This window comes from Thermosporothrix sp. COM3, from assembly GCF_059696735.1.
In genome coordinates this window covers 1,568,742-1,595,428 of record NZ_AP019376.1, presented here as the reverse complement: position 1 = coordinate 1,595,428, position 26,687 = coordinate 1,568,742, and the positions used below count along the sequence as shown (strand labels likewise).

The window sequence follows — 26,687 nt, the reverse complement described above, 5'->3', positions numbered from 1 at the left end:
TCCTTCTGATAGACTAATGCAGCTTTGAGCGTATCGAATGTCTGAGTAGAACACGATGAGCGATGGAGGTTGGTGACGGTTGAGCTCTGTGATGGAACCAGGGTGATAGCTTTCACGTGAAAAAGGCGTTGCTCTATTATTCCAGTTGCAGTGTAGAAGGGGAGAGAAACCTATATGTCTACTATTCTTGTAACCGGGGGCACAGGCGGTGTGGGTCAGCTCGTCGTGCAGTTTCTGATCGACCATGATCATAATGTGCGTGTCTACACGCATCAGGAGAATCCGCCCGTGCCTGAAGAGATCGAGGTCTGTCGCGGTGATATTCGTACGGGGAGTGGGTTGAAGGAGGCAACAGCGGATATTGATGCAATTGTGCATTGTGCCAGTAACTATCAGGAAGAGGGCTTCACGACCGATATTCGTGGGACTCAACATTTGCTGCAAGCTGCCCTGCAACATGATCTGCCGCATATCGTCTATATCTCGATTGTTGGCATTGATAAGAGTCCATATCCGTACTATAAAGCGAAGCTGGAAGTTGAGCACATGATTGAGCATTCCGGCTTGCCCTGGACCATTTTGCGCGCGACCCAGTTTCACGATCTGGTCCTGAACCTGATCAAGCAGAGCGAGAAGCCGGAGGAGAAGAAAATTGTCATCCCGGCGGGAATGCGCTTTCAGTCGATTGATAAGCTGGAGGTGGCTCATCGGCTGGTTGATCTGGTAGAACGGGGGGCCTGTGGGCATGTGCCGGCGATGGGTGGGCCGCAGGTGCTGACCATTGAAGAGATGGCCGATATCTATATGCGCGTCTATCAGCGAGAATGTGTTATCCATCCGATGCCGCTCAAGAGCCCACTGTATGACGCTTTTCGGTCTGGTGTCAATATCGTGCTTGACCGTGCGGTTGGCCATATTACCTGGGAGACCTTTTTACGTAATCGCCTTCAAAATGGCTAGACCTTTTCCGCTTTGACAGCGAACCGGGGTATTCAAAAAGAGAAGAGAAAAAGCAGGGAGGTGTGTGATAGACGTTTTCTGGCGGAATGTATTATGCCTGCTGATGTGGTTCCCTGGCTGGCAGCAGTGGGCAGGCATCGAGTGGCCTGTCACTGCTGCTGTGTGGCAATCTATGCATCGCGGGCAAGCTGAAGGAGCTTTTGGAGCGCTTCCACTACCTCGGAAGTGGTCCATTGCTCGGTTGCCTCGCCGACCACCACTTCAACCATTGTCAGAGATGGGAATTGCGTTTCGTGGAGCGTGCCGAAAAGCCAGATATGTTCGGTTTCTGCCAGGTGCTCGATCCCCTTCTGAAGTGCCTTTGCTGGTGCTGGAAGGTAGAGCTGAAACGAGTTGATATGCGGCGGATCGGGAACAAGCTGTACTCCCTCGATCCGGGAGAGCGCAGCCGCTATTTCCCGGGCTCGTGCCACATAGGAAGCCATTTTAGGCAGGTGGTGTTGTAGTCCCTCATAGGCGGAAAGCACATAAGGGAAAACTGTGAAGATGTTGCCTCCAAGCCGTGTTTGCCATGCTTGTGTTTCCTCAATAAAGTCTTTTGGACCAGCCAGAACACAGCCTGCAAGCCCGCCGAGCCCTTTATAGAAGGAGACATAGACCGAGTCGGCAAGCGAGGCAATCTCTGCATAGGAGCGCCCATAATAGGGGCCGCACTCCCAGAGCCGGGCCCCATCGAAGTGGAGCGGTATGTGCTGCTCGCGGGCCCAGGTGGAAATAGCATACAGCTCGTCCCACGGCAAGAGCGTAAAGCCTGCATTGCGCAATGGAAGCTCAATCGTAATACTGCCGGGAGGCTCGTGAAGCGCCTTGAGCTCCTGGAGCGTAAACATGCTATGCTCCGAGCCGACACGCAAGCCAATCAGTGGGTGAAGGCGTTCATAGGCATTTCGCTCGTCAGCATCAATATGGCTTTTGGGATGAAGCGCGACAGTATAGCGGCGCGTTCGTTCTGCCCATGTGCGGAGCGCCATCTGTTGGGCAACCACCCCTTTATGCACAAAAACAGCGGCTTCCTTGCCTAATATCTCGGCGGTTTCCTGCTCTAGAAGCTGAATCGCAGGCCCTTGTCCATATCGATCAATGGGCATATCCAGAAGCGGTGATAGTGCCAGTTGCTTGAGCTGGTCGCGCTGCGTCAGAGGAGTATGTCCACAGAGGAAGCGATCACACGTGGTGCGAAGTCCTGTGTTCGCAAATAACATCATACGCTCATTTTCCTTGCTTGTGAGCTCATCTCGCGAATGAGAAAGACAGTTGTAGCTGGTTCAGTATATCTCGACTATTTCCAGACTGTCAAAGCGGTCGTTTGCCCGGGAGCGTCTGGCCGGGACTATCGAAGGAAGCGCCCGGAGAGGCCAGACCGTCCGTGTCTCCTGTGAAGGTCAGCGCAATGCCGCGCTTCCGAAGGGCAGTTGCCACGCTGCTTCCCTGCCACGACTCGTGAAGCGTCACCGTTTTGAGTTCGGGTAACGAAAGCAGAACAGAGATATCGGTCAAATGGTCGCACCACGAGAGGTTGATATGTTGCAGCCTGGTCAGCCGGGAAAGCGGTGTGATATCAGTCAGGTGGCCGCACCATGAAAGATCGAGCGCGGTGAGTTGCCCGAGCGCGGTAAGCGGTGTGATGTCCGTCAGGGACCAGCACCACGAAAGGTTCAGTGCTGAGAGCTGCGGCAGTGATGCCAGAATGGACAGGTCTGTAAGCTGAGAGCACCACGAGAGATTGAGCCGCTGAAGCCGCTTGAGCGCTGTGAGTGGAGTAAGGTCTGTGAGTTGTCCACAGGATGAGAAGCCGAACGCGGTCAGGTTTGCGAGTGGTGTGAGATCGGGCAAGCCTTGCAGCGTCTTGCAACTGGAAAGCATGAGGGTGGTGAAGTGCGGCAATGTCGCCAGTACTGAAAGATCAATCGCCTGAGAGCAGTTGGAAAGCGAGAGCGTGTGCAGGTGTGAGAGCTCTGCCAGCGGCACGAGATCAAGCAGGTTGACGCAATCATTGAGAGCAAGCATGCACAATTGAGAGAAGCGGGCAAGCGGTGTGATGTCGGTGAGCTCGTCACAGTGTGTCAGTGTGATGTCGACGAGCTCGGGAAGCTCAACGAGTGGCTTCAAGTGTGTCAGCTCTGAGCGTGCTGGCAGGGTCACGGTTGTCAGATGGGGAAGGTGGGCAAGAGGTGAGAAATCATGGAGTGCCCTGCAATCTGAGAAGGTGACCTTTCTTACCTCTGGTAGATCGGCAATCGCTGATATGTCGAGAAGATAATAACCATGGTTGAGTTTGACTGTCTGTATATGTGTAGGATTCACCTGGCTTGAAAGTACTAATACTGGATAATCCAGCGTTTCCAGCGTATAAAGATTACACTCTATGGTCTGTCGGTCGTCCTGAAATTGAAGAGATGGTACAAGCGAAGGGCGAAAAAGTGTTTTCGTCCCAAACTGATGCAGGCGCCGATATTCGCGTTGTATCGCGTCTCGTGGGTCTTGCTTGTATGTGTGAAGGAGGTTCCAGGCTTCATCGGTGCCGATGAGGGCCAGCGTACGCATGCTGGCAAGAGCTGACTTGCTTGTTCGCTCGGCATCATAGCGAAGAAGAGGAAAGGCAGCGGAGCCTGCTGTTGCCAGAAAGAAGGCTTCTGAAAGCGTTTGAGGTGGTTTGGCTGGAAACATGGTTCTCCTTTCACATGCCTGAATATGAAGTGCAAAAAGAAAGCAGTATAAGCTCTTCCACTATGATCGAGAGAAAGAGTATTGAGTAGCTTCCTGGCAGTGATATGCGGGGCGATCGGTACGGGAAGTTCTGTTTTCAAGGTACCATTTTTTGCGCCGGAAGAGCGCTGTCCTGAAGAACGGTTTCTTCCCTGTCCAAAGGGACAGGTAGAAACTGGCCGATTGCTACGAGATCTTCTTGTTCCGCTCTGATACAATGAAAACGCAACGAAGAAGAGGTATTGAACATTCCTGCCTATTGAAGAGACACTTCCATACAGTACTGCTTTAGCGTTGTTGCGGTTATTTTATTGCCTGTGGCGATAAGCGTTGAGGGGCGAGGAGCACCAGTGTGTGTTCTTCGCTCTCTTTTTTATTGAAGCAGCTTGCTCCTCTTCATCTTTGATCGATGATCTTCAAGAGAAGGTGAACAGGAAAGGCTCGCTGAACAGGGAAGAAGAAAGAGCCTTTCCTGACACATGTTTATTGGGAAGCTACGCCAGCACTAAATGAAAGAAGAGACTGTTTCAATAAAAACTGTATAACTTGTTGCACGTCGCCTGTGCGTTCGTAGATAGCAATCTGGCGGTCTGCTCCTGAGCCTGCCGGATCCTGTAGCAGGTGACGCAGAAAGTCAAATTCTGGCTGACAGCCCAGATCTTCTACAACATCTTGAACGAAATCGAGGAGTTCATGAAGCGCATCGCGCATAGTTAAGCGACGCCCTGTGAGAAAATCAACAATAGATGCATCAAGTCCGTAACGAACGGCTTTCCATTTATTTTCTTCGATGAAATGGCGTGGCAGAATCGGATAGGGGCGGTTATGGGTCTGCAACCAGGTCAGTTTCATGACCAGGGCCTGAAAGAGTGCTGCCAGCGCTAGCGTCTCCTCGGTAGTGGTGGGCATATCACAGACGCGCAGTTCCAGCGTTGGGAAGAAGGGATGTGGGCGGATGTCCCAGCACAGCTCTTTTCCATTTTCGATACAACCGAACTGTATAAGCTCATCGACTGTCTGTTGAAACTGCGTCCAGGATGAGAGCACGTCGGGGGTTCCGGTACGTGGAAGCATATTCCAGATGATGGAACGATAGGATTTCAGGCCGGTATAGCGTCCCTCCCAGAAAGGGGAGTTGCTGGAGAGAGCAAGGAAGTGTGGGAGCCAGGCCCGGAGCTGGTTCATCAGATCAACGGCAAGCTCGCGGCTTTCAATACCTGCATGAATGTGTAAACCAAAGATAACCAGCGCCCGATCAACATCTTGAAATTCTTCTTCAAGCCGCTGGTAGCGCTCACCCACTGTTGTTTTTTGTTGCTGCCAGAGGGCACCGGGATGGGTTCCAGCACGGATCAGGGAGAGCCCCTCACTGGCGATAAGATGGCTGAGCTTTGTTTGTAATGTCATGATCTCGTGACGAGCGTCTTCGATCGTGGGACAGACGCCGGTTGTGAGCTCAATACATGCCTGTTTCGCCTCCAGTTTGAGGTGTTCGCCTAATAGTTGTTGTCCTTTTGCGACAATAGCTTGATTGCATGAGCATAAATCGCCGGTTTGTTGATCTACCAGTTGAAATTCTTGCTCAATTCCAAGAGCACAGGGTGCTCTCAATGTCATAGTATTCTCCCTTTCTGAAAAAGAGCTTTGCAATTCCAGACATGTGCTGGCGGTGGCTCCTCTTTCAGCCTCTGGAAGCGGAAAACAGCAGCCGCTTCCGTAATGAATACGATGCCAGTGCAAGTAATAGGCAAAAAGCATTTCCCCCTTTAGATGGGGCTTCCTCGGGTAAACTGCTTCTTTGCCGCTTTATAGGTGTAAAGCGTCTTGCTTTTTGAGAGCTCACTTCTTTGTGAGTGGGAACTGTCTGCTGTCTCTCTTATAGTATACACAAGAAAACTCGGTAGAAAGAGGAGATTCAGTAACTATACTTAAAAACGATATAGAAATATTTTGCGAGACAAAGCTGTGGAGGCCATTAAAACCAGCGGCTACGATCGCTTTTCGATCATATCTTCTGTCGGAGATCTACCCTTTTCTCGTTTATCTTGAAATAGAATTCGATGCGATTACAGTAGCACTCTACTGCATGTATATGCCTTGCATGTAACCACCCATTCTGTTGTAGAATTGCGTAAGGACGCTATAAGGAGGGACAAATGCGCTTACTGGATCAAATACTTGTGATAGATGTTGAGGCGACGTGCTGGGATGGACCGACACCGGAGGGCCAGGAATCGGAGATTATCGAGATTGGACTGTGCCTGCTAGACGTGGCGACTCGTGAGCGACATGGGAAACGAAGGATTCTGGTGCGGCCCGAACGCTCGACTGTCAGTCCGTTTTGTTCCCGGCTAACCGGACTAACACAGAAATTAGTAGATACCGGTATTTCATTTGAAGAGGCATGTTCTTTGCTTCGGGATGAATATGCCTCTTCACAACGCGTGTGGGCCAGCTATGGTGACGCCGATCGGCTGCGTTTTGAGCGTCAGTGTCAACAGCGCCAGATTGCTTACCCGTTCAGCCCGAAACATATCAACGCGAAGATTCTGTTTGCAGTGCAGCATGGTCTGAAGAAAGAGGTCGGAATGGCACGGGCGCTCCAAATCCTGGAGGTGCCGCTTGAAGGGACGCATCATAGTGGTGCGGATGATGCGTGGAACATCGCGCTGATTCTGGCCTCGATTTTACAGGGAAGTTCGCTCAAGTAATAATGCAGAAGAGTTAGCGCATTGAAGAGATAGACTTTTCGAGTAAAATAAGAGTAGAGAAGTGATGAGCGTATTGTCATCGGGAAGAAATGACAGTATGATAAAAATAGAGTAAAGAGAACAAAACGAGGAGAGGGTGCAGTGCTGGATCAACCTGACAACGCCCATTCTTTCTACTTTATTGACGTCGAGAATGCCGCGGAGATTGCTCGATTGATGAAGCAAGCCCGGTTGCTCAGTACCGCGTTTGATACGCTTCCCGAGGCGCTTCAGGCGGTGGAGAACTGGCATATCCTCGATCTTGCATGTGGTCCGGGGGAGTGGGTTTGTCGTATAGCACAGGGGCATCCTTCCTGCCAGGTAACAGGGATTGATATCAGTCAATTGATGATCGACTACGCGACGCATATAGCGGAAACGATGCAACTGCACAATACTCATTTTCGAGTAATGGACGTGCGGCAGCAACTCGAATTTTGTGATTCTTCATTTGATGCTATCCATGCCAGCCTTCTTCTCAGTTTTCTGGTAACGAAGGACTGGCCCTGGTTATTAGGGGAGTGCATGCGTCTGCTACGACCAGGTGGTTACATGATAAATATAGAGCCCGAAAGTATGGGTTCAACAAATAGTGATTCTCTTGCCCGATACAGTTGTAGGCTGACCGAGGCAATGCGCAAAGCCGGATGCTGCTTTACGAGTTATGGCGAACACTATGGTATTTCTGCTGTGCTCCCGCGCCTGTTCCAGCAAGCGGGCTTTGAGCAGATCAGGCAAGAGGTCTTTGTGCTGAACTATTCCGCTGGCATGCCCGCTTACAAGCCTTTCTACGAAAACATGAAAACGTTCCTGAAACTACTGCAACCTTTTATTGTGCAAAATGTCCTCTGTTCCCGTGATGAAATTGAAACGCTCTATGCCCGTGCTATCGGTGACATGGAGGCGCCAGATTTCTGTGGTGCTGCCTACTTCCAGCGGCTCTGGGGGCAGAAGCCCACGTGATTTCTCGCTTTGTGAGCAAGATCTTCGAGCGATTATTTCAGAAGAAAGGAAACTATGCAGGGATGACTACATTTCCGATTGGTCTCGTCCTCTTTCCCCCGCCTGCACAACGTGTCCTGAGTACGATCAAGCTAGCCGAGCAAGCAGGTATTCCGATGGCCTGGGTGCCGTCCTGGCCGGTTGGTCCTGATGGACTTGCGATTGTGACAGCGGCGGCAGCGCAAACCAGCAGAATCGGCCTGGGAACCTCGATCACGATTACGTACCCGCGTCACCCGTTGACGCTCGCGAATGAGGCGCTGGTGCTGGCGGAGATTGCCCCGCAACGGATCCGCCTGGGACTGGGCGCGAGCCATCGTCCGGAAATCGAGGGGACGTACGGACTGGATTTCGCGAAACCACTTGGACACCTGCGCGAGTACATCACGGTGCTGCGCGGGCTGCTCTGGGAGGGCGCTATTGATTTTGAAGGAGACTATTACCGCGTACATGCTCGCTACCCGCAGGGAACGCCGCTCCCTCGTTTCCCGATCTGGCTGGCGGCGTTGCGCAAGAACATGCTGCGGCTGGCGGGCGAGCTCTCGGATGGGGCAATGTTAATCTGGTCGCCTCCTTCCTATATCCGGTCGGTGGCGTTGCCCATGCTGGAAGAAGGAGCCCGGCAAGCGGGACGAGCGCGTCCACCGCTCATGGTAAGCGCTCCCTTGCTGCTGACAAAAGATTTCGGTGTCGTGCGCAGGCTGGCTCAGGAGTCCTTCGCCGTCTATTCGCGCTTCCCGACCTATCGGAAGCTTTTTGAGGAGGCGGGTTATCCCCTCCCGTCTGATGGCAAGCTGCCCGAGGAGCTGATTGACTCGGTGTTTGTGTATGGTGATGAAGACGAGATCAGGCGGCGTATGTATGCAAAGCGCGAGGCCGGGGCTGACGAGATTATGGCAACCGTCAGGCCGATACACGATGCAGAAAAAGAAACACGGGCTCTGTTAGAAGTGCTCGCCAGCCTCTAGCGCGCACTCCGCTTATGAGAAAGCGTTCCCTGTCCGGTGGCTTCAAATCCGGCGGGAGCGCTTTTGTGTTCTGCGGAAAAGATGATACAATGTGTCTGAGGATAGGATACTCTTTTCTCCCGGAGCCTCTGGAGCCGCTTTTCCTCCTGTTTGTCTGGTCTGAAGTCGAACGGTTTCTTCGGCTTTTTGTGCAGCAAGCCCGTTACTGTCCGCTTCTGTGAAACGTTTCTGTATTGGACTAGATATACAGTGGTCTATACCAATAGGCCGGATCAGGAACCGGTGGCAAAGGTGAGAGCTCTCATCGACTGAAAATGGAGAGGATATACGTAATTATGACACATATACCTTTTGTTGTTGCAGAAAATGCTCAGGAGATTGCGCAGACAGTTGCGGCAGAAATTGCAGCCCTGATTCGCGAGCGGAACGCTGAGGGCCGTTCGACCGTGCTTGGATTGGCAACCGGGAATACGCCGATCCTGCTCTATCGCGAGCTGGTGCGCTTGCATCGAGAAGAGGGCCTTGATTTTTCACGTGTGATTACGTTCAATCTGGATGAATATTATCCGATGCAGCCTGATTCTTCGCAAAGTTATCACTATTTTATGCACCATCATCTTTTTGATCATGTCAACGTTCCTGCCTCTCAAATCCATATTCCCGATGGCTTTTTGTCGAGAGATGCAATTGCTGATTTTTGTGCTGCATACGAGCAGAAGATTCAGCAGGCGGGCGGTCTGGATTTCCAGCTCCTGGGTATCGGTGAGAACGGGCATATCGGTTTTAACGAGCCGGGATCTGCACGAGACAGCCGCACACGCCTGGTGAGGCTGGATGCCACTACGCGGCGCAACGCTGCGGGTGATTTTGGTGGTGAAGATTTAGTGCCCCGCGAGGCGATTTCGATGGGTGTTGCCACGATCCTTGAGGCCCGTCGAATTGTGTTGATCGCCACCGGGAGCAAGAAAGCGACGATTATGCAGAAGGTGTTGCATTCAGCGGCAAGCTCCGATATTCCCGCAACCTTTCTTCAACTGCATGAGAACGCGACTATCTATGTAGATACCGCGGCACATGCATCATTGGTATAATGGGTGTGCCGAAAAAGGGGCCGTTTCGCTCGACTCTGAATCGGGCACGGTCCCTTTTCTCTTGCTCTTTTTCAGATATACTCTGCCCCATCGATTGCTGAAAATCCCTGCTATGTTTGCTTCAGAGCGCAAAGGCATGGTATGCTCTAAAAAGAGAGGGCCTGATGATGAGGCGGACTCCATTTTGATGGTGAAACATGCTTCTTTCGGTGTTAGAGAGAATTACGTATGCTGTGGGACAGAAGAAGATATGTGTCCCTATTCTCAGGGAGGAGACTGTATAGTGCTCCATATTTTTGTGAAAGGAAGAAGCAATGTATCCATCTGAGTCTGAAGCGCGTGCTCGAATCAATCATGAACTGGCGATTCGCTTTGCCCCAGAAGATGAGGCGCTACGGGCGTCTGTTGCCAGCACGGAGGCGGCTGGACTGCCTGGAAATCAGGTTTCACCTCTTCAGGGAAAACTTTTGCATGTACTGGCGCTGACCTGTGGCGCTCGCAAGATCCTGGAAATTGGCTCGCTGGCGGGCTATTCAGGCGTCTGGCTGGCGCGTGCATTGCCGGAAGACGGCAAACTGATCACGCTGGAAGTCAATCCCGAGTATGCGGCGCTTGCCCGTAAGTCGTTCCACGCGGCGGGGCTTGATAAGCGAACTGAAGTGCGAGTTGGTCCCGCGCTCGACCTGCTCCCTGCGCTTACCGATGAGGCGCCTTTTGACCTTATTTTTATTGATGCCGATAAGGTAAATAATAGCCATTATCTGGAATGGGCACTTCGTCTGAGCCGCCCGGGCTCGCTGATTATTGCTGATAACATCGTGCGCAGCGGTCGACCGTTTCAGACTCCACCACCCGATGAGAGCGCTGCTGGAGCTGCTGCATACATTCACAAAATTCTTGAACATCCGCGCCTCGTCAGTGTAGCACTTCCCTGGGATGACGCAGTGAACGGCCTGGATGGTTTCTCGATCTCTGTAGTACGATAAAGTTTGAGGAGCATGACGTGAAACAGGATTGTTTGTTTGCTCGAACGGAATTTTTATGCAAAAGCAGACGTGCTGTTTTAATCCTCCCTACAAGCTGTTTTACGCTCTCTTCCGCTTACATGGTTTTTAGACTGTATAATGCGCTCTGAATGGAGAAAAGCCGTTCCTGCATGTTATGGGGCGGCTTTCCTTTTTTTGAAGGGATTGAGAGCATCTTTTCCTGCGAAATGCAGCAGCTACTCGTCATTGAGTGCTGCTGCTTGAAAACACCAGGAGGAACATTCGCGAGGGTCGAGTTTGTCTGCTACTCGCCCTTGTCCGGCTCGGGAAGCTCTACCAGATCGAGATTGATTTCTGGATAGAGAGGGAAGCGGGTCAGAAGCGCCTGTACGCGCTGGCGTGCCTGCTGCACAATGCGTGGATCAAGCGTATACTTCGCCCGGCTTGGCTTGCCACTGGCGGCGGTTGTTGGTGTGATATTTGAGAGCACCAGCTTGAAGATGCGGGCAATCTCCGTCATCTCGTTGGGGCCCATGCCAAGCGTCGTGACAGCAGGCGTGCCGACGCGCAGGCCGCTGGTATACCACGGACCATTAGGATCGAAGGGAAGCGAGTTGCGGTTAAGCGTGATGCCACATTCGCGTAATGCTGTTTCTGCCTGCCTGCCGGTCAGCCCGAAGGTTCGCGCTACATCAAGCAGGAGCAAATGGTTATCGGTGCCGCCTGTGAGCACGGTGCAGCCCTCAATGTGGAACGCTTCAGCAAGCGCCTGAGCATTGTCAACAATCTTCTGTGCATAGGTCTGGAATTCGGGCTGTGAAGCCTCGCGAAATGCGATCGCCTTTGCCGCCATGACATGTGGAAGCGGACCACCAAGCACAGAGGGACACCCCTTGTTGACCCACTCCGCGAACTCTTTGGTACAAAGCACCATACCCCCACGTGGCCCGCGAAGCGTCTTGTGCGTTGTTGTGGTTACGACATGGGCATGTGGAATCGGGTTATAGTCTCCTGTAAAGACTTTTCCGGCAACAAGGCCGGCAAAGTGTGCCATATCAACCATCAGAACTGCACCGACTTCATCAGCAAGTTCGCGCATCTTTGCAAAGTTGAGCTTGCGCGGGTAGGCGCTGTAGCCAGCGAGCAGAATCAACGGGCGAACAGCGTGCAGTTGCTTTCGCAGTTGATCCAGATCGATCAGCCCGGTCTCGCGATTGACACTATAGGTGTAGCTCTCGAAGAGGTGGCTGGAAATATTATGGCGATAGCCGTGGGTCAGGTGGCCGCCGGAATAGTAATCGAGTGAGAGCAAGCGCTGATTGTGAACTGCGTGCCGCACTTTTGCCCAATCCTCGGCTGAAAGCTTCGCGGGGTCTTCCTGTCCCAGTTCGCTGAGCAGCGGCTTCTGAATTTTCGCCGACAGGATCGCGAAGAAGGCGACCAGGTTCGCATCTGCACCGGAATGCGGCTGAACGTAGGCGTGTTCGGCCCCGAAGAGCTCGCAGGCGAGTCGAACAGCTTCACTCTCGATTGTGTCTACATTGTCGCACCCGCCATAGAAGCGGTGCTGCGTGAAGCCCTCGGCATACTTGTCGGTCAGGAGGTTGCCGGTGGCAAGTTGGGTTGCGAGCGAGCTGTAATTCTCGCTGGCAATGAGTTTCAGGTTGTTACGCTGGTCATGCAGCTCTTGCACGATAGCTCGGGCAATACCGGGAGAGACCGCGCTGATCTGATCCAGCGAAGCATAGAATGCGGCTGCACCGGGATGTGGAGTGGCTCCATTCAAGCTGTGCAGGTAGCGGAGCAGAGAAGATGAGGCCGTGGTGATAGTCATAACGCGTTCGCCCTTTCCTATCAGGTTTTCAAGCAAAAGTCGATGTGACCAGCCCAGGCGAACGACTGAGGATTGTATATATGCTGTGGGCTCCCTCGTGGTTTTTTCCACTGACTCGCCAGTCACCCGCAGCAGTTCAGCCCTTATTATACATGATATCTTGTCCGTTTACAATCCCAAAAAATGAGTACAGGGAAGGCGGTGTTAGCGGGGCTGATCGTTAACACCGCTTTTGAACCGAGAGAGATCAAGATTTAGAGCGTGTCTTTGAGCAGGCTCCCCAGGCGCTTGATGCCTTCATCGATCTGTTCCGGAGAAGAGCTTGAGAAGCTCAGGCGCATGGTATTCTGGCCGCCGCCACAGGGATGGAAAGCCGCACCCGGCACGAAGGCGATCTTGTATTCGAGTGCTCGACTCAGCAATTGAGCGGCGTCGATGTGCTCCGGCAGCGTGACCCACAGGAACATACCACCTTGTGGGCGTGTCCAGCGAACACCCTCAGGGAAGTAGCGCTCAAGCGCATCAAGCATGGCATTGCAGCGCTGTCTGTAGGTTTCACGAATCAGCGGAATGTGTGACTCAAGGAAGCCGTCGCGCATGAGTTCGTAGGCTACAAGCTGATTGAAGGTTGAGGTGTGCAGATCGGTTCCCTGCTTGGCAAGTACCAGCATGCGAATGACCTCGGCTGGCGCGACAACCCAGCCCAGACGCAGGCCCGGGGTCAGTATCTTGGAAAAGGTGTTGAACTGGATGACATTTCCGGCATACGGGCGCTCTGGAGGCTGCTGGACGCGCTGCTGTTCGAGCGCAAGCAGAGAAGGCAGATGTTCGCCCTCAAAACGCAGCTCGGAATAGGGGTCATCTTCGAGAATGGTGACATTGTAGCGGCCGGCAAGCTCAACAAGCTGCTGACGCCGTTCCAGTGTGTATGTCACACCACTCGGATTCTGGAAATTTGGTAGGGCGTAGAGACACTTCGGGCCTTGCTGTAGAGCCGCTTCAAGCTCTTCGGTAACGATGCCCTGATCATCGGAGCGAACGGCGATATAGCGCGGCTCGTAAGGATTGAAGGCCTGAAGCGCGCCCATGTAGGTTGGCTCTTCGACTAACAGGCTATCATTCGGATCAACAAGAATCTTGGCAATCAGATCAAGTCCCTGTTGCGATCCAGAGACGATTAAGATGTTATCAACAGTCGCATGAATGCCTTTTTGGCGCATTCGCTCTATAATCAGTTCACGTAACGGGGTGTAGCCTTCGGTGGTGCCGTATTGGAGCGCCTGGGCGGGATTGTTCTTCAGAATACGCTGCGTGGCCTCGGCAACCTGCTGGACGGGGAAGATATCAGAGGCGGGGAGTCCTCCAGCAAGCGAAATAGTTCCGGGGATTTCGGTCACTTTGAGTAGCTCGCGAATGGCAGAACCTTGCATGCGTTCTGTGCGTCGGGCGAAGCGCTGGTCCCTTGTATGCATATGGTTTGCAATCCTCCTGACTTAAACTCTTTCATGGTACTGTATCTGATGTATACAGATTTGTCGAGAGGCAATGGACTATTTTGTAAGAGCCAATTCGCTTTTCTTTGCAGGCAAACGGGCGTGCCATTCAAGCGATTTGATGATGAATCTACGGTTGAATTTCGTACACCGCTTAGAAAAAAAGATTGGAAAAGAACTTGCACTTGAATGGGGGTTCGGCCCGATATTCGATATTAGATGGAGAGAGCTGCATAATGGGGCGAGGTGCATCCCGAGGCTATCACATTTTGGTTCAAACCAGCGCTAAAGCATGAGGAGGAGTAACAAGCTTCAGTGCATGACTCATGTTTATCTGGCTTTAACTCTACTATAACACGATTTTCTGCCCTTGACGCATGTCTATAGTATATGAGAGAATCGACTAGCATTCCGTGATTTTTTTGAGTGTAGAAAGGGTATGCGCGGTGGAACAACACGAACTTTCCAGAAATGTTACTGGTTCCGATGTGCAAGATCATCCTTACTCTATAGATGAAGACACCGGTGTAGATGCAGTGCATACTGAAGCAGCGCTTCTCGATATTATTCAGGATGCTGTTTTGATGTATGATTCACAGTATCGTCTCTCTTTTTGGAGCAGGCAGGCAGAAAATCTCTATGGTTGGACCGCTCAGGAGGCTATCGGGCGCGATCTGCGGGAGCTTTTTCAGGAGCAGATTATTAAAGAGAACGCTCCAAGAGAAAGACGTATTTTTCAGGATGAGGGGGTATGGGAGGCAGAATTGATGCTTAAAGCGAAAGAAGGCAGAACGGTTATAGTGGAAAGCCATGCTCGCTTGCTTCGATCAAATAAGAGACACCTGGCGCTGGAAGCACATCATGATGTGACCATGCAGAAGCAGCGTGAGGAGCTTCGTGCGGAGTATTATCAGGGGGTACAGAAGGCCATCGATATCGGTGTCTGGCGCTGGGAGATCAGCCGGAATAAACAGGGTCAACTGTATGCCAGAGGGATTATTAATAGCCGCGTTGCCCATTATCTGAAACTACCCTCAAATACGTTATTAACAGAAGAACAGTTTTTTACGTTTGTCCACCCGGATGACCGACCTTCTGTGCGGAAGATATTTGAAAGGGTAATTGAGACAGGATGCGACTATAACGCAGTCTATCGGATGCTTGATCCTGAGCTTGGGACGCGTTGGGTCGCGTCGCGTGGCAGTGTCGTGACTGATCAGCAGGGGATGCCGCGGTATGCTATCGGCATAACGCTTGACATTACCGAACAAAAGCGAATAGAAGAGGCACTACAGATAGCAAACCATCGAATTACGTCCATACTGGAACAGGTCGCTGATGGCTGTATTCATATCGATAAAGAATGGCGATATAGCTACATCAGTCGAAGCACGGAAAAAATGGCCGGAATCAACCGTGAAAGCTTTCTGGGTCATTCTGTATGGGAGGTCAGGCCGCCGCTCTGTGGTGATGAAGGTGAGCGCTTTTTGCGGCTCGCCAGGGAGACACAGCAGCCCATTCAGTATGAGATGTTCTATGCGCCTGCCCGGCAGTGGTGGGAAGTACATGTCTACCCGTCCTCCGATCGGCTGGCCTTCTACTATCATAATATTACCGCGTTGAAGCAGATAGAGTCGCTCTACAGGGAGCAGGAAGAGACATTCCGCCGTCTGTATGATGCAAATCTGGTTGCGGTAGCATCCTGTAACGAGGCGAACGATATTCTTGATGCGAATGATGCTTTTCTTTCACTTATAGGTGCTACACGAGAGGAGCTGCAAGCCGGGCAATTAAACTTTCATACGCTGACACCTCAGGAGTATGCCGCGCTTGATAGAGAAAAACAGGTAGAAACAAAAGTTGTTGGTGTTTGCTCGCCATATGAAAAGGAATATTATCACAAGCAAGGGCATAGGGTACCTGTTCTGGCTGCTGTTGCCTACATGAAAAAGACAAAACATTATATATCGATTATCCTGGACCTTACTCGACAAAAAGAACTTGAGAAGCAAAGAGAAGTGTTTCTTGGTATTATCAGTCACGAGCTACGGACGCCGCTGACGGCTATTGGTGGGACGTTGCAACTGGCGCAGCGGCGGCTCAAGCGCTTTGGCGTGCAATCTGGTCTGACAGATCCAAAAGCAACCGAGCTGTTACAGAATACCGAGCACTTGCTTGAGCAGGCACTCAGGCAGACACGCGTCCAGAATCGCCTGATCGAAGATTTGCTGGATGCCTCGCGGATCGCGGTTGATAAGCTTGAGTTGCACATGACGGAAACAGATCTCCGCTCGCTTGTTCGGGAGACGGTTGATGATTTGCGGGCCACAGCTTTTGAACATAATATTGAGTTGATCCTGCCTGAGAAGCCAGTTCCAGTGTGCGTCGATAGTATGCGTATTGCTCAGGTTATCGGGAACTATATTACGAATGCGCTGAAATATTCGCCGCGGCAAATGCCCGTAACGGTTGAGCTGACTGCGGACGAGCATGAGGCGCGGGTGTGGGTGCATGATCGCGGGCCGGGACTGTCGGAAGAGGCAAAGCAGAAGATCTGGAGCCGTTTCCAGCGTGCAGCCGATGCCAGAGAGCATAGCCGCCTCGGGGCGAACCTGGGGCTGGGATTATATATCAGTCAGTCGCTCGTGCAGCGGCATCAGGGGCGGGTCGGCGTGGAGAGCGAGCAGGGGAAAGGCGCTTCTTTCTGGTTCTCGCTGCCGTTGCGCACTTCCTGCTCCTAGCCGGCAGAAAGCGCCCGTCCGCTTGCTCTGGGCAGGCGCTTTCACAATGAGAGCTTACGCTTTTTTGCCGAGTGCCCGGAAAATGAGCAGGCCGCCGAGAAAGATCAGGCCGGAGATGAGGACCACAATCCACAGGTGCACGTGCTGGCCCGCAAGGTACTGCTCAAGCGAGATGGTGAGCAGCCAGAGCTGAATTGCCATCAGCAACAAGCCAAGCACCAACGCGCTTGACGCAATCGCCATCTGCCCGGGAGGCAAGGTTCTTTTGATATTTGCCGTATTCTCGCTAAGAAGCATATGGTCTTGATTCATGCTGGATTCACCTCTACTGCATAGAGCATGGAACCGTCCTGCCGAATGCTGATGCGCGGAAGCGGGCGCTGTGGCGGACCGCCGATCGCTGCGCCAGATTGCGGATCAAAGTAGCCATCATGGCAGGGACAATGCAATACCTGCTCTTTCTCATCGTAGTAGACTGCACATGAAAGATGTGTGCATCTCCCACTAAAAGCGGTGAAACGACCATCAGGAAGGTGAAGAAGAATAGCCTGTTCATCGGCTGCCGGGTAGTTAAAGTAGTGCACGCCGCCTTTAGGGATATCTGAGGCGCGAATGATTGGCTGAAGCTTACTTTTTAATCCGCGCGGCTTCAGATATGAAAGACCTACTATCCCGGCTGTTGCGGCGAAAAGTGTTCCAGAAGCGATAACTGCAAGCCGAAGTACCTCACGGCGTGATACGTATTCGTCTGCATCCCAGTGATAGGGGAAAAGGGCCTGCCAGCGCGATAGGCGCCCGTTCCGCTGAAATTGATGATTTGACGCGTCCTTCCTGCCTATCATAGAACCCATGCCTCCTCTTCCTCTTTTGCCTCTGCTTGCATCTCAGAGCCATATTGATCTAAAAGTGCTGTAATATCCAGCTCTGGTGTCTCTGCTGGAAGCACCCATTGCACTCGCGTTCGTACTGCCTGCGTGCCAAAGTCTGTTACATTGACGACGTTGCCGACGCGCTGGTTTGCGAACTCCTCATAATCGCCGTACCAGAGCGCCTGTGTGGGGCAGACCTGAGCACACCACGGCTTGAGGCCCTGGCTGGTACGGTCGTAACAGAGATTACATTTTTTCATCAGGCGTTGCTTGATGTCGAACTTGGGCACACCAAAGGGGCAGGCATACACACAGTTGCGACAGCCAATACAGCGCGACGGCTCGGCCATTTGCACGACTCCATCATCGGTAATCAGGATTGCCATCACCGGGCAGACCTGCGCACAGGGGGCCAACGGGTCCTGACAGTGCATGCAGACGGTCGGTTGTGTGGCGACGCTAAAGCCACGATCGATAAAGTCGACCATGACCATACTTTCGCCCTTGTGCGAGTCGCACTCACGGCAGGCGGCCTCACAAGAGCGGCAGCCGATACAGCGCGATGGATCGACAAAGAGCGTTTTTACTGCCATTCTCTACCCTTCCCTTTCTAATAGGCTTTTGCGTGTTGATCTCCCTCGGGCTTGGTTTCACCCACCGTGTAGGGGAACATTTTCGGTGAGTCCTTCGCCGTATAGTTGACTTTGTAGCCGCCTTCAAGCGGCTTCTCGGGCGTGTCCAGCTTCTCAATCCGGGCGACGCACGCCTTAAATTCTGGAATTTTCACAGTTGGTTCAACTGCCTGCACTGTCAGTTGGTTGATTGCTTGCTCATGCCCATAGTGGTAGGGGACAAAGAGCGTATCGGGCCGGATGGAGGGCGCAAGCAGGGCCTTGAGCTGCATCGAGCCGCGTGGCGTACGCAGGCGAACCACTTCGTTGTGTGTGATGCCGAGCTTGCTTGCTGCCTGTGGATGAATCTCGACCCAGGGTTCGGGGGCCTGCGAGTTCAAGAAGCCAATGCGGCGCGTCTGGGTGCCGCTGAGGTAGTGATAGACCACGCGCCCGGTTGTCAGGCGGAACGGGAAGTTTTCACCGGGCTCTTCCACAGGCGGCTGAAATGGAATCGGGAACATTCTCGCCTTGCCGTCGGGGTGCCCGAAGCGCTCGGTATGCAGGCGCGGCGTGCCCGGGTGATCCTCCGTCGGACAGGGCCAGAAGACGCCTCCTTGCCTGTCGATCTTTTCCCAGGTAATACCTGAATAGTCAGCAATGCCTCCTTTTGTTGCCAAACGAAGCTCATTCCAGATGTCGAGTGGCGAAGCGTATGAAAAGATCTGCTCTTTCCCGAGACGCCTCGCAAGCTCTACCAGAATGACCCAGTCATGTTTTGCCTCTCCTGGAGGATCTGCCGCTTTATTCGTTTTGATGACCCGTCCCTCAAGGTTCGTGGTCGTGCCCTCATCCTCAACCCAGACCGAACAGGGAAGCACTACATCAGCCAGCTCAGCCGTCTCAGACAGAAAGAAATCCACGACGATCAGCAGTTCGAGATTATTGAGTGCCTGCTGCACAACTCGGTTGTCGGGCAGCGAGACCATCAGATTCGAGCAGGCAACCATGCAGCTTTTGATCTCGCCTTTCGCCATCAGGTGGATCATCTCGGGCGCTGCGGCCCCTTCCCAGGGCAGTTCATCGACCGGGATGCCCCAGACACTCGCAGTATACTGGCGATGCTCAGGGACATCGATATGTCGGTAGCCGGGCAACTGATTGGCCTTCTGCCCCATCTCGCGCCCGCCCTGGCCGTTCCCCTGTCCGGTAATCATGCCACTGCCTCCGCCCGGCTTGCCAAGCTGGCCGCGGGCCAATGCCAGATTGATACAGGCCAGGCAGGTATTGACGCCGTGGGTGCTATGCTCGATGCCACGGGCATGCAGGATCATCGAGGGGTCAGCTCGCCCGTAGAGTCGTGCCGCAGCCAGAATCCGCGAGGCCGGGACGCCAGAAAGTTCCTGTGCGCGTTCTGGCGTGTACTCTTCAACTAACGCTTTTACCTCTTCCCATCCATGTGTGCGATTGCGTACATATTCTTCATCGACAAGCCCATCATGAATGATTTGCCGCAAAATTGCATTCAGAACTGCGATATCTGTGCCGGGACGCACCGGGAGCCAGAGATCAGCCGTGCGAGCAAGTGGCGTTTCGCGAGGATCAAGCACGATCAGGGCCGCGCCGTTGTCGCGTGCCCGCCAAACCCATTGCATCATCACCGGAAAGCATTCGCCCATGTTGGAGCCAACGACAAGCAGGCATTTCGTTAAGGGGATGTCGGTCATGGGGAAGGGGCAGCGGTCGATGCCAAGCGCCTGAGCATAGGAGACGGCGGCAGAGGACATGCAGAGGCGGCCGTTATAGTCAACGTGACGTGTCCCGAGGACGGCCCGGGCAAATTTGCCCATTGCGTAACACTTTTCATTGGTCATCGAGGAGCCGCTATAGAGAGCGATCGAGTTGCGTCCATACCGGTCCTGTAGCTCCTGCCAGCGCTGGACGATATAGCTGAGCGCCTCATCCCAACTGACGCGCTGAAGCGGCTGCCCCTTGCCTTGTCGCATCATAGGATAGCGCAGGCGGTCGGGATGCTCGACCTGTTGATAGGCCACGACGCCTTTCGGGCAGAGTGAGCCGCGATTATGCGGAAAATCACGCGCCTCCACGCCGATCACACGCCCCTCCTGCACCTTAATATTCATACCACACTGCACGCCGCAAAAGCAGCAATGTGTGGGGACCAGTTGTTCAGGAATGCGGCTTGCGCTCTCCCATTCGACCGGCGGCCTCCCGACGCTCTGGAAGTCGTAATTGAAGTCCCGCTCCTGAAAGAAATCTTTATTTACTGACATTGCGTCTCTCCTTTTGCTCCTGTTACAGGAAACGCTTCTTCATGAGCGCATAATATGCCTGGCCTCGCAAGACGCGTTTGCAGGTGGGGCAATATTCCTGCAAGGTGCCGCGATCGTCACCGAGATTGTATTCCTGCCCCACATCGCGAAGAATTCCCTTCAAGTCTGAAACAAACTGGCCCGAGGGCAGTTTTTCATTACAGCGTCGACAGCTCGTCGGGGCAGCCTGTGGGTCGTGAGGCATATGCTCTCCGTAGTGCTCTACATCCTGGTTAACGGTTTGATAGAGCGTGACGCCGATACTGGCCGGACGCTCGATGATATGGAAGAATTTGCCGAATGGCAACACAAGCAACCAGGCAACTACAATCGCCTGATGTGTCAGCGAGATGAACCAGTAGTAGCGCCCGTTCCACCAGAGTTCAGAGGCAGTGAGCGCCAGACCGGTAATAGCGATGGCGAACAGTAATATCAGCGGCAACAGATCAAAGCCGAAGCGCTGAACGGCTCGCAGACCGGCATCGGTAATGCGGCGCCAGAAGGCGATAGCAAGGCCGATAATCAGCAACAGGGCCGTGAAATCCAGGGCGTGATAAATGGCGAACCCGGTTCCTGCCTCTATCGGGAACGTGAAAAAGGGAATGCCGAAGACCCATACTCGATAGTCGCGCGGCGGAACCAGTGTGAAGCGGAGCCAGCCAAAAGTAAGCGGCAACACAACCAGCAGCGAGAGAATCACACCCCAGAAGATCGCCATATGCATGATCCAGCGCAAGACGCCGCGTTGGAAGATGAACGTCTGGGCAAAAATGTCCGTCCACCACGCCTTTGGGATCAGGAAGGTGTAGCGCTGGAAGTTTCGCCAGGATAGAAAGTTAACCCATCCTCCCCGGAAGTAGCGCCAGGTCGGCGAGCGATGCAGCCAGAGCGTATAGCGGTAGATGAACGCACCAATGCAGAAGACCGTTCCCACTGCATAACCGATCAGCGCCGAATCAAAGTCGCGAAACTCGCGTGAGCCGATAAAAATGAGGATGAGCAGAATAAGGGTTATGATCGCAGTCGTGATGCCTGCGTGCCAGTACGCCCGGCTGCGCGACTGCTGTGTTGGATGCACCACTGTCTTGAACTCCTTACCTCTTGTTGCTTGATGGCGACAGAGAAATGAAATGGTATCTACTTTTCTTTGTACTCGGCGCTACAAAATATCTGGTGTTCGATTTGCAGAAATAGGCGCAAGAGGTACTCTTTTTCTTGTAGAAATTGCGACCTGCTCTGAGAAATGCTGAAAAAGGGTCCGGACAAAAGAGCGCAACTTGTTCTTCATATACGCGAAGTGGTGGGGTGAAAGGCTGAGTATTTCTACATATGGTCTCTTTTCAAGGGAGGCCAAAATGAGGAAAGAGCCCGCTTTCTGTTTGCGGGCTCCGATTTGAGGTTCCTTAGCGTACCGATTTAATGTTGCGTACCAGCAAGGCGCTCAGCAGCACCAGCACGGCGCTCGTCAGGAAGAGGAACGAATAGTTCTTTTGTGAGAGCCAGAGAACGGATGAGCCAATCATGGGCGAGAAGATCTGCGGCAGGGCCATTGCCATCGCGATAATGCCGATATCTTTTCCCCGGTCGCTCGCTTTCGGCAAGACCTGGGTTGCCAGGGCAGTATCAACGGCGAAGAAAGAGCCATAGCCCAGACCCAGGATTATCGCCCAGGCAAGTAGCGCGTTCCAGCTCGTGGAGAGGGCCGGGAACAGACAGGCAACCATGACGATAAGCGCAGAAATGGCGACGACCGGCTTACGGCGCTGGATTTTGTCGGAGACAATACCCCCCACGAACGAGCCGATCACCATTGTCACGGTCATGAGCGTTTCGACCGTAAGTATACCCTGATCGACCGTTTTCCCGGGGAAGAGCGCTTCATAGTGTAACGCGTTCTCCATATATAGTTTTAAAAATGCTGTTATAGCGAAATAGCCAAGCATAAAGAGGAGACGCGTCAGGAAGGTCCACGCGAAATCGGGATGTTTGCGCGGCGAGATCCAGAAATTCTTCAGGAAGTCGACCCACCTGAACGGCGGCACTTCCGCCCGGCTGATTGGTCGCTCTTTATAGACCAGGGAGAAAAACAGCGTCAGGAGCAGGATCGCACCCATGAAGACGTAGTAGGCAGTGAGCTTATTGTTCTTCAGAAAAACGGCAATGATGATGCTGCCAACCATCACGGCAAGCGGGATCGCAAGCCCGACATACACTGAGAGCAGGCCGCGCTGCTTTTGAGGGATGCGGTCGGGAATGACGGCCTGAAGCATGGCCGTGACGGTATCCGCAAAGAATTGCAGCAAGAACCAGCCCACGGAAAGCAGCCAGAGGGTCGATGAGCGCGACAGCAGGAATAACGAGAGTGCGGCACAGACGGCACTCAGCAGCATCCAGAAGCGGCGACGGCCCAGGCTGATCGTCGTGCGGTCGCTAATCGCGCCCATAATCGGGGCTGCAATGACCGAGGCGATGCCGCCTACGGCCTCTACCCATCCCAGGCTGAATTCAGCGTTATGGGGGTCCATCAACTTGATTTGCATGGGCAGGAGAAAGATAACGGTCGGGATGATGGTTAGATGCCCGCTAAGGTTGGCAAAGAAATAGAGGAGCTGAAAATACCAGGGTACTTTGCGCTCGGCGTCGCTTGTGTCCTGCGGCGAGGAGGGCACAGGCTGCGATGGAACAAGCATATCAGCCATAGTAATAAAAACATCCTTTCTGGTGGTGGGTCCAGAGTGTGAGCAAAAGATGAATCCAATTCACGCTTGATCGCTGCCCTCAACAGGCAGTACAGGCACGATGAGGAGTATCTATTGACCCCTTCGTGTATTGCTCTCTGTTTGGCTGGTCGGCGGATGCATTCATATCCGACCTTTTCAGTAAGATATTAGCCTATCCTAATATTGCTGTCAAGCAAGAAAGCACCCATTTCTTCCGCTTTTTCTGGGATGCAAGCTGAGCAGTGGAGTCGGGAGGCGCTGTCCCGCGCAAAGTTGAGCTTGTGCGGTGTGATTTTCGGGTGAAAAATGGGGAGTTTTGGGCGATTTGGCAAAATAGCTCGAAAATGATGTCCCCTTTTGCGAAAAGCATCGTATTATTGAGAGTAAGGCGAAATTGTGCGAAAGGAGCTATAGAAACAGCATGACGCTATTGCACCTTCTTCTGGTGTATGTTAGAGTGGTGATGCCTCCGCAGGTGAGCCTCGCCTTGCTGCTGGCCTTGCAGGCCGCTGACAGGCAAGCGAGTATATGGCCGTGGATGCCACGTTTGTCGCTTGCTCCCTGCTTTCAAACACAGAATGGTCTCTATCGTCTGTATCAACAACTGCGAAATTGAGTGGTGAACACGTCTATGATAACTCCTCAGGATATTGATATGTATCTGCAAGCCCTGGCTGAAGAACTGGGTTCGCGTCGAATTGGCAAGCCGGTTCAGTTACTTCTGGTTGGGGGTGCGTATATGCTGTACTTTGTGCGCAATCGTTCGGTGACGAAAGATGTCGATGTTGTGCCGGTGAGCTTTCCCGACACGATGAACGCGGATAAGGAGACGAAGGCTTTTCGTTCGGCTGCGAATGCGGTTGCACGCCGGTTTGGTCTGCGGCGGGATTGGGTGAATGATGTGGTTGCTGCGTTTGCACCGGAGCCCGGGCCTACGACGCTTTGGCGCGATTATGGGGCCTTGCAGATCTATGTTCCCGATGCTGCGTATATTCTGGCGTTGAAACTGCTTTCCGGGCGTGATCGTGATGCTGATGACATTGAGGCACTCTGCGAGATGCTGCATATCGAGACGCGTGAGCAGGCTCAAGAGCTGGTTGATCGTTATGCTGACAGTGCATGGCAGTACGAGTGTAATCTTCAAGCAACACTTGATGATCTTTTTTAGTACTGCCTGTGGCTACCCGTCTTCTCATGATATAATGAAAAAGAAGACAGGAGGTGAAAGCAATGCTGTGGCCTGAGATGGAAACTATCAATGATGCATTTCAACGTATAGTGTATGGGGAGCGTCTCTGGACGGCAATTGGTGATTTTCTGAATTACTGGCACGTCTATGCAGCGGATCGGCGGGAGCAGCTTGTACAGCAGCCGCTGGTGCTGCCTCGTGAGATGACACCTGAGGTGCGGCGCTGGGCGGCCTTTTGTGCAGCGACCGTTGAGTATCTCTGTGAGCGCTTTGAGGTGCCCTGTCCGGCGTGGGTACATCATCCTGTGTATACGCTTCCAGAGCCCTGGTATACGGGTCTCGGTGCGAACAAGGAACATGTGCAGGCGCGTCTGCGGCAGGAGGCTCCCGAACCATTCCGCAAACGGAACGTGTTCTGTCGGGAGCGCTCTTTCTCGACAAAGTACGAAATTGCAGCAAAAGTGCAAATCATGGCTGTACCGCAGCCCGAGCTTGTCTGACAGAAGGCGTAATCAGGAATCTGTCTGCTCGTTCATTATTGCACTTATACGCGAGCGAAGATTTCAGTGAGCCAATCATACACCAGTGCCGAGGTATAGGCAATGGTGTTCAGGCCACAGTGGCCGTCGGCCTCTGCCTTCTATCTGCACTATCAGGATATGTATGTCCTTGTGCGCAGCATCTTTCGAGAGGCTATTGATGCACTGGTGCTGCATCTGGAGCACCCGCAGGCAGGCCCGGGACGCGTTGACCCGGCGTTGCCCTCGGCGGTCCGGGCCCGGCTTTTCGAGCACTTTGTTGACCGTGCGCGGATGTATCGGGCTTTGTTCGGGAAAAAAGGAAGCACATGGTTTATTGTGGGAGATGCAGGAAAAATGGGAAGAATTGAAGGCAAGAGGCAACAACGTCCTCTCACCTTCGTGCATCTGGCTACTGCTTTTCCGGGTCAAGTGCTTCCTGCACTTCTGCCTCAATCTGACAGAGAAAGTCGATCAGCATTTCGACCTGCTGAGGATAGAGTTCATACTGGCCCTGTGGCGTGATAAGAAACAGCTTGCCGTCGCGCCAATCACAGGTCACTTCGCCGAAGTTGATAAGTGCCATGCTTTTTCCTCGCTTTCTTCTGGCTTGTTGTATGCTCTCTTAAGTACAAGAATGAGAGGGCAGAAAGGATACAGTTGAGGAAAAAGTGGCTAGCGGAGGAATCTTAATATGTTTTTAATACCATCCCGCTCACTTTCTGCTATACTATGACTGTCCAATTTTCATCCACACGAAACATTTTCTGATGTGGTCGCTCAACGCTCGAATTGGGCGACCTCTTTTTCTGTTGTGGGATGCAGTAAGGACGAGAAGAGGCAAAATCCCCTTCTCTGTGAGATGGCTATGGTTTGATAACCAGGCGAGCGTTATTGCTATTCTGGCGCATCCAGACCTCTTCAATGGCAGAAAGCGGTGCTTGCTCGGCCTCGATGTGGAGCTTGCCCGTCGTGGCATACTCAACAAAGTGAGGGATCTCGGCAAAAACTCTTTTCGGTGAGATCGTGCCCCCGCCGCTACCGGAGATTTCGAGCCCCGAACTGCGTAAGACGGCTGCGGGAAGCGAGATGGTCGGCCCGGCCATGCTACCAATTTCAATCAGGCGTACCCGGGGAGCAGCGTGTGTCAGCCCTTTGCGGGTAAGCGCCATGATGGTTTGCTCGGTTGGATGCCCGTACAGGTAGTCGAGGATCACGTGAATTCCTGTTTCACCGGCAGCTTGCATTAAGGCGTCGCGGTACTCCTCGTCGGAGTTCCCAAGCGCAATGATGGTATCTGCTCCAAGCGCAGGCAGCGTGTTCAGGATTTGCTGATTGCGGCCAACGGCGATGATTTTTCCGGCACCGAGGTGTTTCGCGATCTGGATAGCCAGCTTGCCTGATGAGCCGGTCGCGCCGAGGATCAGGATAGTTTCACCTGGCTGTATCTGCGCTCGCCATTTTAGCGCGAGCCAGCCAGAGAGGCCGGGATTGAAGAGGGCAGCAGCCGAGACATCATCAAGACTTGCGGGAAGTGGCAGACAGGCCTGACGGGGAACAACCGCACGTTCGGCCAGTGTTCCATAGGGCGGGCGTGTCATGCCGAAGTAGACGCGCGTTCCGTCTTCAAGCTGTCCGACGCCATCGACGCCGGGAATGAGTGGGAGAATATCTGTACTACCGTAGTGGGTGCCATTTGCCAGCGCTCGAACGATAGGATGAATACCGGCGGCACGTACATGTACCAGAACATCGCCTTCGGTCAAGGTGGGTTCAGGGAATTCTTCAAAGCGGGGTGTTTCGCCAAAAGCATGAATAACGGCAGCTTTCATAGCACATTCCTTTCTGAATACGCA

At 53.1% G+C, this 26,687-nt stretch carries 24 protein-coding genes and 1 riboswitch; of the genes, 11 read left to right on the top strand and 13 right to left on the bottom strand.

Annotated elements, in window-relative coordinates; all coding sequences use genetic code 11:
- Window positions 1-174 precede the first annotated feature (174 nt).
- Entirely contained in the window at window positions 175-960 is a 786-nt protein-coding gene (locus KTH_RS06870) for an SDR family oxidoreductase (RefSeq protein ID WP_497617417.1), read from the top strand.
- Between the two features lie 60 nt (window positions 961-1,020).
- Entirely contained in the window at window positions 1,021-1,152 is a 132-nt protein-coding gene (locus tag KTH_RS06865) for a hypothetical protein (RefSeq protein ID WP_282957318.1), read from the top strand.
- On the opposite strand, the gene KTH_RS06860 is transcribed toward KTH_RS06865, so the two are convergent.
- The 3 genes from KTH_RS06860 to KTH_RS06850 form a co-directional block, all read right to left on the bottom strand.
- On the bottom strand, window positions 1,131-2,225 hold the full coding sequence (locus KTH_RS06860; protein WP_111321856.1) for a threonine aldolase family protein: 1,095 nt from the start codon (window positions 2,223-2,225) through the stop codon (window positions 1,131-1,133). The two genes, KTH_RS06865 and KTH_RS06860, sit on opposite strands and share 22 nt — an antisense overlap.
- 88 nt (window positions 2,226-2,313) lie before the next feature.
- Entirely contained in the window at window positions 2,314-3,687 is a 1,374-nt protein-coding gene (locus tag KTH_RS06855; RefSeq protein ID WP_497617414.1) for a leucine-rich repeat domain-containing protein, read from the bottom strand.
- Window positions 3,688-4,209: 522 nt separating this feature from the next.
- Window positions 4,210-5,343 (bottom strand): carboxylate-amine ligase, encoded by a 1,134-nt coding sequence (locus KTH_RS06850; protein ID WP_497617412.1) that lies wholly within the window; start codon window positions 5,341-5,343, stop codon window positions 4,210-4,212.
- 539 nt (window positions 5,344-5,882) lie between these two features.
- On the opposite strand from KTH_RS06850, the gene KTH_RS06845 reads away from it, so the two are divergent.
- From KTH_RS06845 to KTH_RS06825, 5 genes are all read left to right on the top strand, one after another.
- Window positions 5,883-6,437 (top strand): 3'-5' exonuclease, encoded by a 555-nt coding sequence (locus tag KTH_RS06845; protein WP_111321860.1) that lies wholly within the window; start codon window positions 5,883-5,885, stop codon window positions 6,435-6,437.
- 141 nt (window positions 6,438-6,578) lie between these two features.
- Window positions 6,579-7,439: a class I SAM-dependent methyltransferase gene (locus KTH_RS06840; protein WP_111321862.1), complete on the top strand. Its 861-nt coding sequence runs from the start codon at window positions 6,579-6,581 to the stop codon at window positions 7,437-7,439.
- 62 nt (window positions 7,440-7,501) lie between these two features.
- Window positions 7,502-8,446: an LLM class flavin-dependent oxidoreductase gene (locus KTH_RS06835; RefSeq protein WP_111322159.1), complete on the top strand. Its 945-nt coding sequence runs from the start codon at window positions 7,502-7,504 to the stop codon at window positions 8,444-8,446.
- A 335-nt stretch (window positions 8,447-8,781) separates the two neighbouring features.
- Window positions 8,782-9,537: a glucosamine-6-phosphate deaminase gene (gene nagB, locus KTH_RS06830; RefSeq protein ID WP_111321864.1), complete on the top strand. Its 756-nt coding sequence runs from the start codon at window positions 8,782-8,784 to the stop codon at window positions 9,535-9,537.
- Window positions 9,538-9,851: 314 nt separating this feature from the next.
- On the top strand, window positions 9,852-10,523 hold the full coding sequence (locus KTH_RS06825; protein WP_111321867.1) for an O-methyltransferase: 672 nt from the start codon (window positions 9,852-9,854) through the stop codon (window positions 10,521-10,523).
- A 304-nt stretch (window positions 10,524-10,827) separates the two neighbouring features.
- Here KTH_RS06825 and KTH_RS06820 read toward each other — a convergent pair whose 3' ends face one another.
- Window positions 10,828-12,357 carry a glycine hydroxymethyltransferase gene (locus tag KTH_RS06820; RefSeq protein ID WP_497617408.1) on the bottom strand — a complete coding sequence of 510 codons (1,530 nt, stop codon included), beginning with the start codon at window positions 12,355-12,357 and terminating at the stop codon, window positions 10,828-10,830.
- A 44-nt stretch (window positions 12,358-12,401) separates the two neighbouring features.
- A riboswitch (ZMP/ZTP riboswitch) is annotated at window positions 12,402-12,493 on the bottom strand.
- Window positions 12,494-12,611: 118 nt separating this feature from the next.
- Window positions 12,612-13,829, bottom strand: coding sequence for an aminotransferase-like domain-containing protein (locus KTH_RS06815; protein ID WP_497617406.1), 1,218 nt, complete (start codon window positions 13,827-13,829; stop codon window positions 12,612-12,614).
- Between the two features lie 467 nt (window positions 13,830-14,296).
- On the opposite strand from KTH_RS06815, the gene KTH_RS06810 reads away from it, so the two are divergent.
- Window positions 14,297-16,591, top strand: a complete 2,295-nt coding sequence (locus tag KTH_RS06810; RefSeq protein ID WP_497617404.1) for a PAS domain-containing sensor histidine kinase — start codon at window positions 14,297-14,299, stop codon at window positions 16,589-16,591.
- Between the two features lie 54 nt (window positions 16,592-16,645).
- Here the strand turns inward: KTH_RS06810 and KTH_RS06805 are convergent, their stop codons facing one another.
- The 6 genes from KTH_RS06805 to KTH_RS06780 form a co-directional block, all read right to left on the bottom strand.
- Complete coding sequence (locus KTH_RS06805) at window positions 16,646-16,903, bottom strand: DUF6755 family protein (protein ID WP_111321875.1); 258 nt, start codon at window positions 16,901-16,903, stop codon at window positions 16,646-16,648.
- Window positions 16,900-17,433, bottom strand: coding sequence for a QcrA and Rieske domain-containing protein (locus KTH_RS06800; protein ID WP_170142546.1), 534 nt, complete (start codon window positions 17,431-17,433; stop codon window positions 16,900-16,902). Before KTH_RS06800 ends, KTH_RS06805 begins: the two co-directional genes overlap by 4 nt.
- Window positions 17,430-18,053, bottom strand: a complete 624-nt coding sequence (locus KTH_RS06795; protein WP_111321879.1) for a 4Fe-4S dicluster domain-containing protein — start codon at window positions 18,051-18,053, stop codon at window positions 17,430-17,432. Before KTH_RS06795 ends, KTH_RS06800 begins: the two co-directional genes overlap by 4 nt.
- Before the next feature lie 17 nt (window positions 18,054-18,070).
- Window positions 18,071-20,365, bottom strand: coding sequence for a molybdopterin oxidoreductase family protein (locus KTH_RS06790; RefSeq protein ID WP_497617401.1), 2,295 nt, complete (start codon window positions 20,363-20,365; stop codon window positions 18,071-18,073).
- A gap of 22 nt (window positions 20,366-20,387) precedes the next feature.
- Window positions 20,388-21,485, bottom strand: a complete 1,098-nt coding sequence (locus KTH_RS06785; protein ID WP_497617399.1) for an MFS transporter — start codon at window positions 21,483-21,485, stop codon at window positions 20,388-20,390.
- A gap of 322 nt (window positions 21,486-21,807) precedes the next feature.
- Entirely contained in the window at window positions 21,808-23,103 is a 1,296-nt protein-coding gene (locus KTH_RS06780; protein WP_497617397.1) for an MFS transporter, read from the bottom strand.
- Window positions 23,104-23,545: 442 nt separating this feature from the next.
- Here KTH_RS06780 and KTH_RS06775 point away from each other — a divergent pair, with 442 nt between their 5' ends.
- From KTH_RS06775 to KTH_RS06765, 3 genes are all read left to right on the top strand, one after another.
- On the top strand, window positions 23,546-23,740 hold the full coding sequence (locus KTH_RS06775; protein ID WP_497617395.1) for a hypothetical protein: 195 nt from the start codon (window positions 23,546-23,548) through the stop codon (window positions 23,738-23,740).
- Between the two features lie 15 nt (window positions 23,741-23,755).
- Entirely contained in the window at window positions 23,756-24,292 is a 537-nt protein-coding gene (locus KTH_RS06770) for a hypothetical protein (protein WP_246046527.1), read from the top strand.
- A gap of 77 nt (window positions 24,293-24,369) precedes the next feature.
- Window positions 24,370-24,813 (top strand): hypothetical protein, encoded by a 444-nt coding sequence (locus KTH_RS06765; protein ID WP_211326122.1) that lies wholly within the window; start codon window positions 24,370-24,372, stop codon window positions 24,811-24,813.
- A gap of 430 nt (window positions 24,814-25,243) precedes the next feature.
- Here KTH_RS06765 and KTH_RS06760 read toward each other — a convergent pair whose 3' ends face one another.
- Both KTH_RS06760 and KTH_RS06755 read right to left on the bottom strand, forming a co-directional pair.
- The gene (locus tag KTH_RS06760; protein ID WP_170142547.1) at window positions 25,244-25,417 is read right to left on the bottom strand and encodes a hypothetical protein; all 174 of its coding nucleotides are present in this window, start codon (window positions 25,415-25,417) and stop codon (window positions 25,244-25,246) included.
- 280 nt (window positions 25,418-25,697) lie between these two features.
- Entirely contained in the window at window positions 25,698-26,663 is a 966-nt protein-coding gene (locus KTH_RS06755) for a quinone oxidoreductase family protein (RefSeq protein ID WP_497617392.1), read from the bottom strand.
- Between the last annotated feature and the right edge of the window lie 24 nt (window positions 26,664-26,687).

Coding starts and splice junctions, on each gene's coding strand:
- KTH_RS06870 (WP_497617417.1), top strand. CDS start 175: ATGTCTACTATTCTTGTAACCGGGGGCACAGGCGGTGTGGGTCAGCTC.
- KTH_RS06860 (WP_111321856.1), bottom strand. CDS start 2,225: ATGATGTTATTTGCGAACACAGGACTTCGCACCACGTGTGATCGCTTC.
- KTH_RS06855 (WP_497617414.1), bottom strand. CDS start 3,687: ATGTTTCCAGCCAAACCACCTCAAACGCTTTCAGAAGCCTTCTTTCTG.
- KTH_RS06850 (WP_497617412.1), bottom strand. CDS start 5,343: ATGACATTGAGAGCACCCTGTGCTCTTGGAATTGAGCAAGAATTTCAA.
- KTH_RS06845 (WP_111321860.1), top strand. CDS start 5,883: ATGCGCTTACTGGATCAAATACTTGTGATAGATGTTGAGGCGACGTGC.
- KTH_RS06835 (WP_111322159.1), top strand. CDS start 7,502: ATGACTACATTTCCGATTGGTCTCGTCCTCTTTCCCCCGCCTGCACAA.
- nagB (WP_111321864.1), top strand. CDS start 8,782: ATGACACATATACCTTTTGTTGTTGCAGAAAATGCTCAGGAGATTGCG.
- KTH_RS06825 (WP_111321867.1), top strand. CDS start 9,852: ATGTATCCATCTGAGTCTGAAGCGCGTGCTCGAATCAATCATGAACTG.
- KTH_RS06820 (WP_497617408.1), bottom strand. CDS start 12,357: ATGACTATCACCACGGCCTCATCTTCTCTGCTCCGCTACCTGCACAGC.
- KTH_RS06815 (WP_497617406.1), bottom strand. CDS start 13,829: ATGCATACAAGGGACCAGCGCTTCGCCCGACGCACAGAACGCATGCAA.
- KTH_RS06805 (WP_111321875.1), bottom strand. CDS start 16,903: ATGAATCAAGACCATATGCTTCTTAGCGAGAATACGGCAAATATCAAA.
- KTH_RS06800 (WP_170142546.1), bottom strand. CDS start 17,433: ATGATAGGCAGGAAGGACGCGTCAAATCATCAATTTCAGCGGAACGGG.
- KTH_RS06795 (WP_111321879.1), bottom strand. CDS start 18,053: ATGGCAGTAAAAACGCTCTTTGTCGATCCATCGCGCTGTATCGGCTGC.
- KTH_RS06790 (WP_497617401.1), bottom strand. CDS start 20,365: ATGTCAGTAAATAAAGATTTCTTTCAGGAGCGGGACTTCAATTACGAC.
- KTH_RS06780 (WP_497617397.1), bottom strand. CDS start 23,103: ATGGCTGATATGCTTGTTCCATCGCAGCCTGTGCCCTCCTCGCCGCAG.
- KTH_RS06775 (WP_497617395.1), top strand. CDS start 23,546: ATGACGCTATTGCACCTTCTTCTGGTGTATGTTAGAGTGGTGATGCCT.
- KTH_RS06770 (WP_246046527.1), top strand. CDS start 23,756: ATGATAACTCCTCAGGATATTGATATGTATCTGCAAGCCCTGGCTGAA.
- KTH_RS06765 (WP_211326122.1), top strand. CDS start 24,370: ATGGAAACTATCAATGATGCATTTCAACGTATAGTGTATGGGGAGCGT.
- KTH_RS06760 (WP_170142547.1), bottom strand. CDS start 25,417: ATGGCACTTATCAACTTCGGCGAAGTGACCTGTGATTGGCGCGACGGC.
- KTH_RS06755 (WP_497617392.1), bottom strand. CDS start 26,663: ATGAAAGCTGCCGTTATTCATGCTTTTGGCGAAACACCCCGCTTTGAA.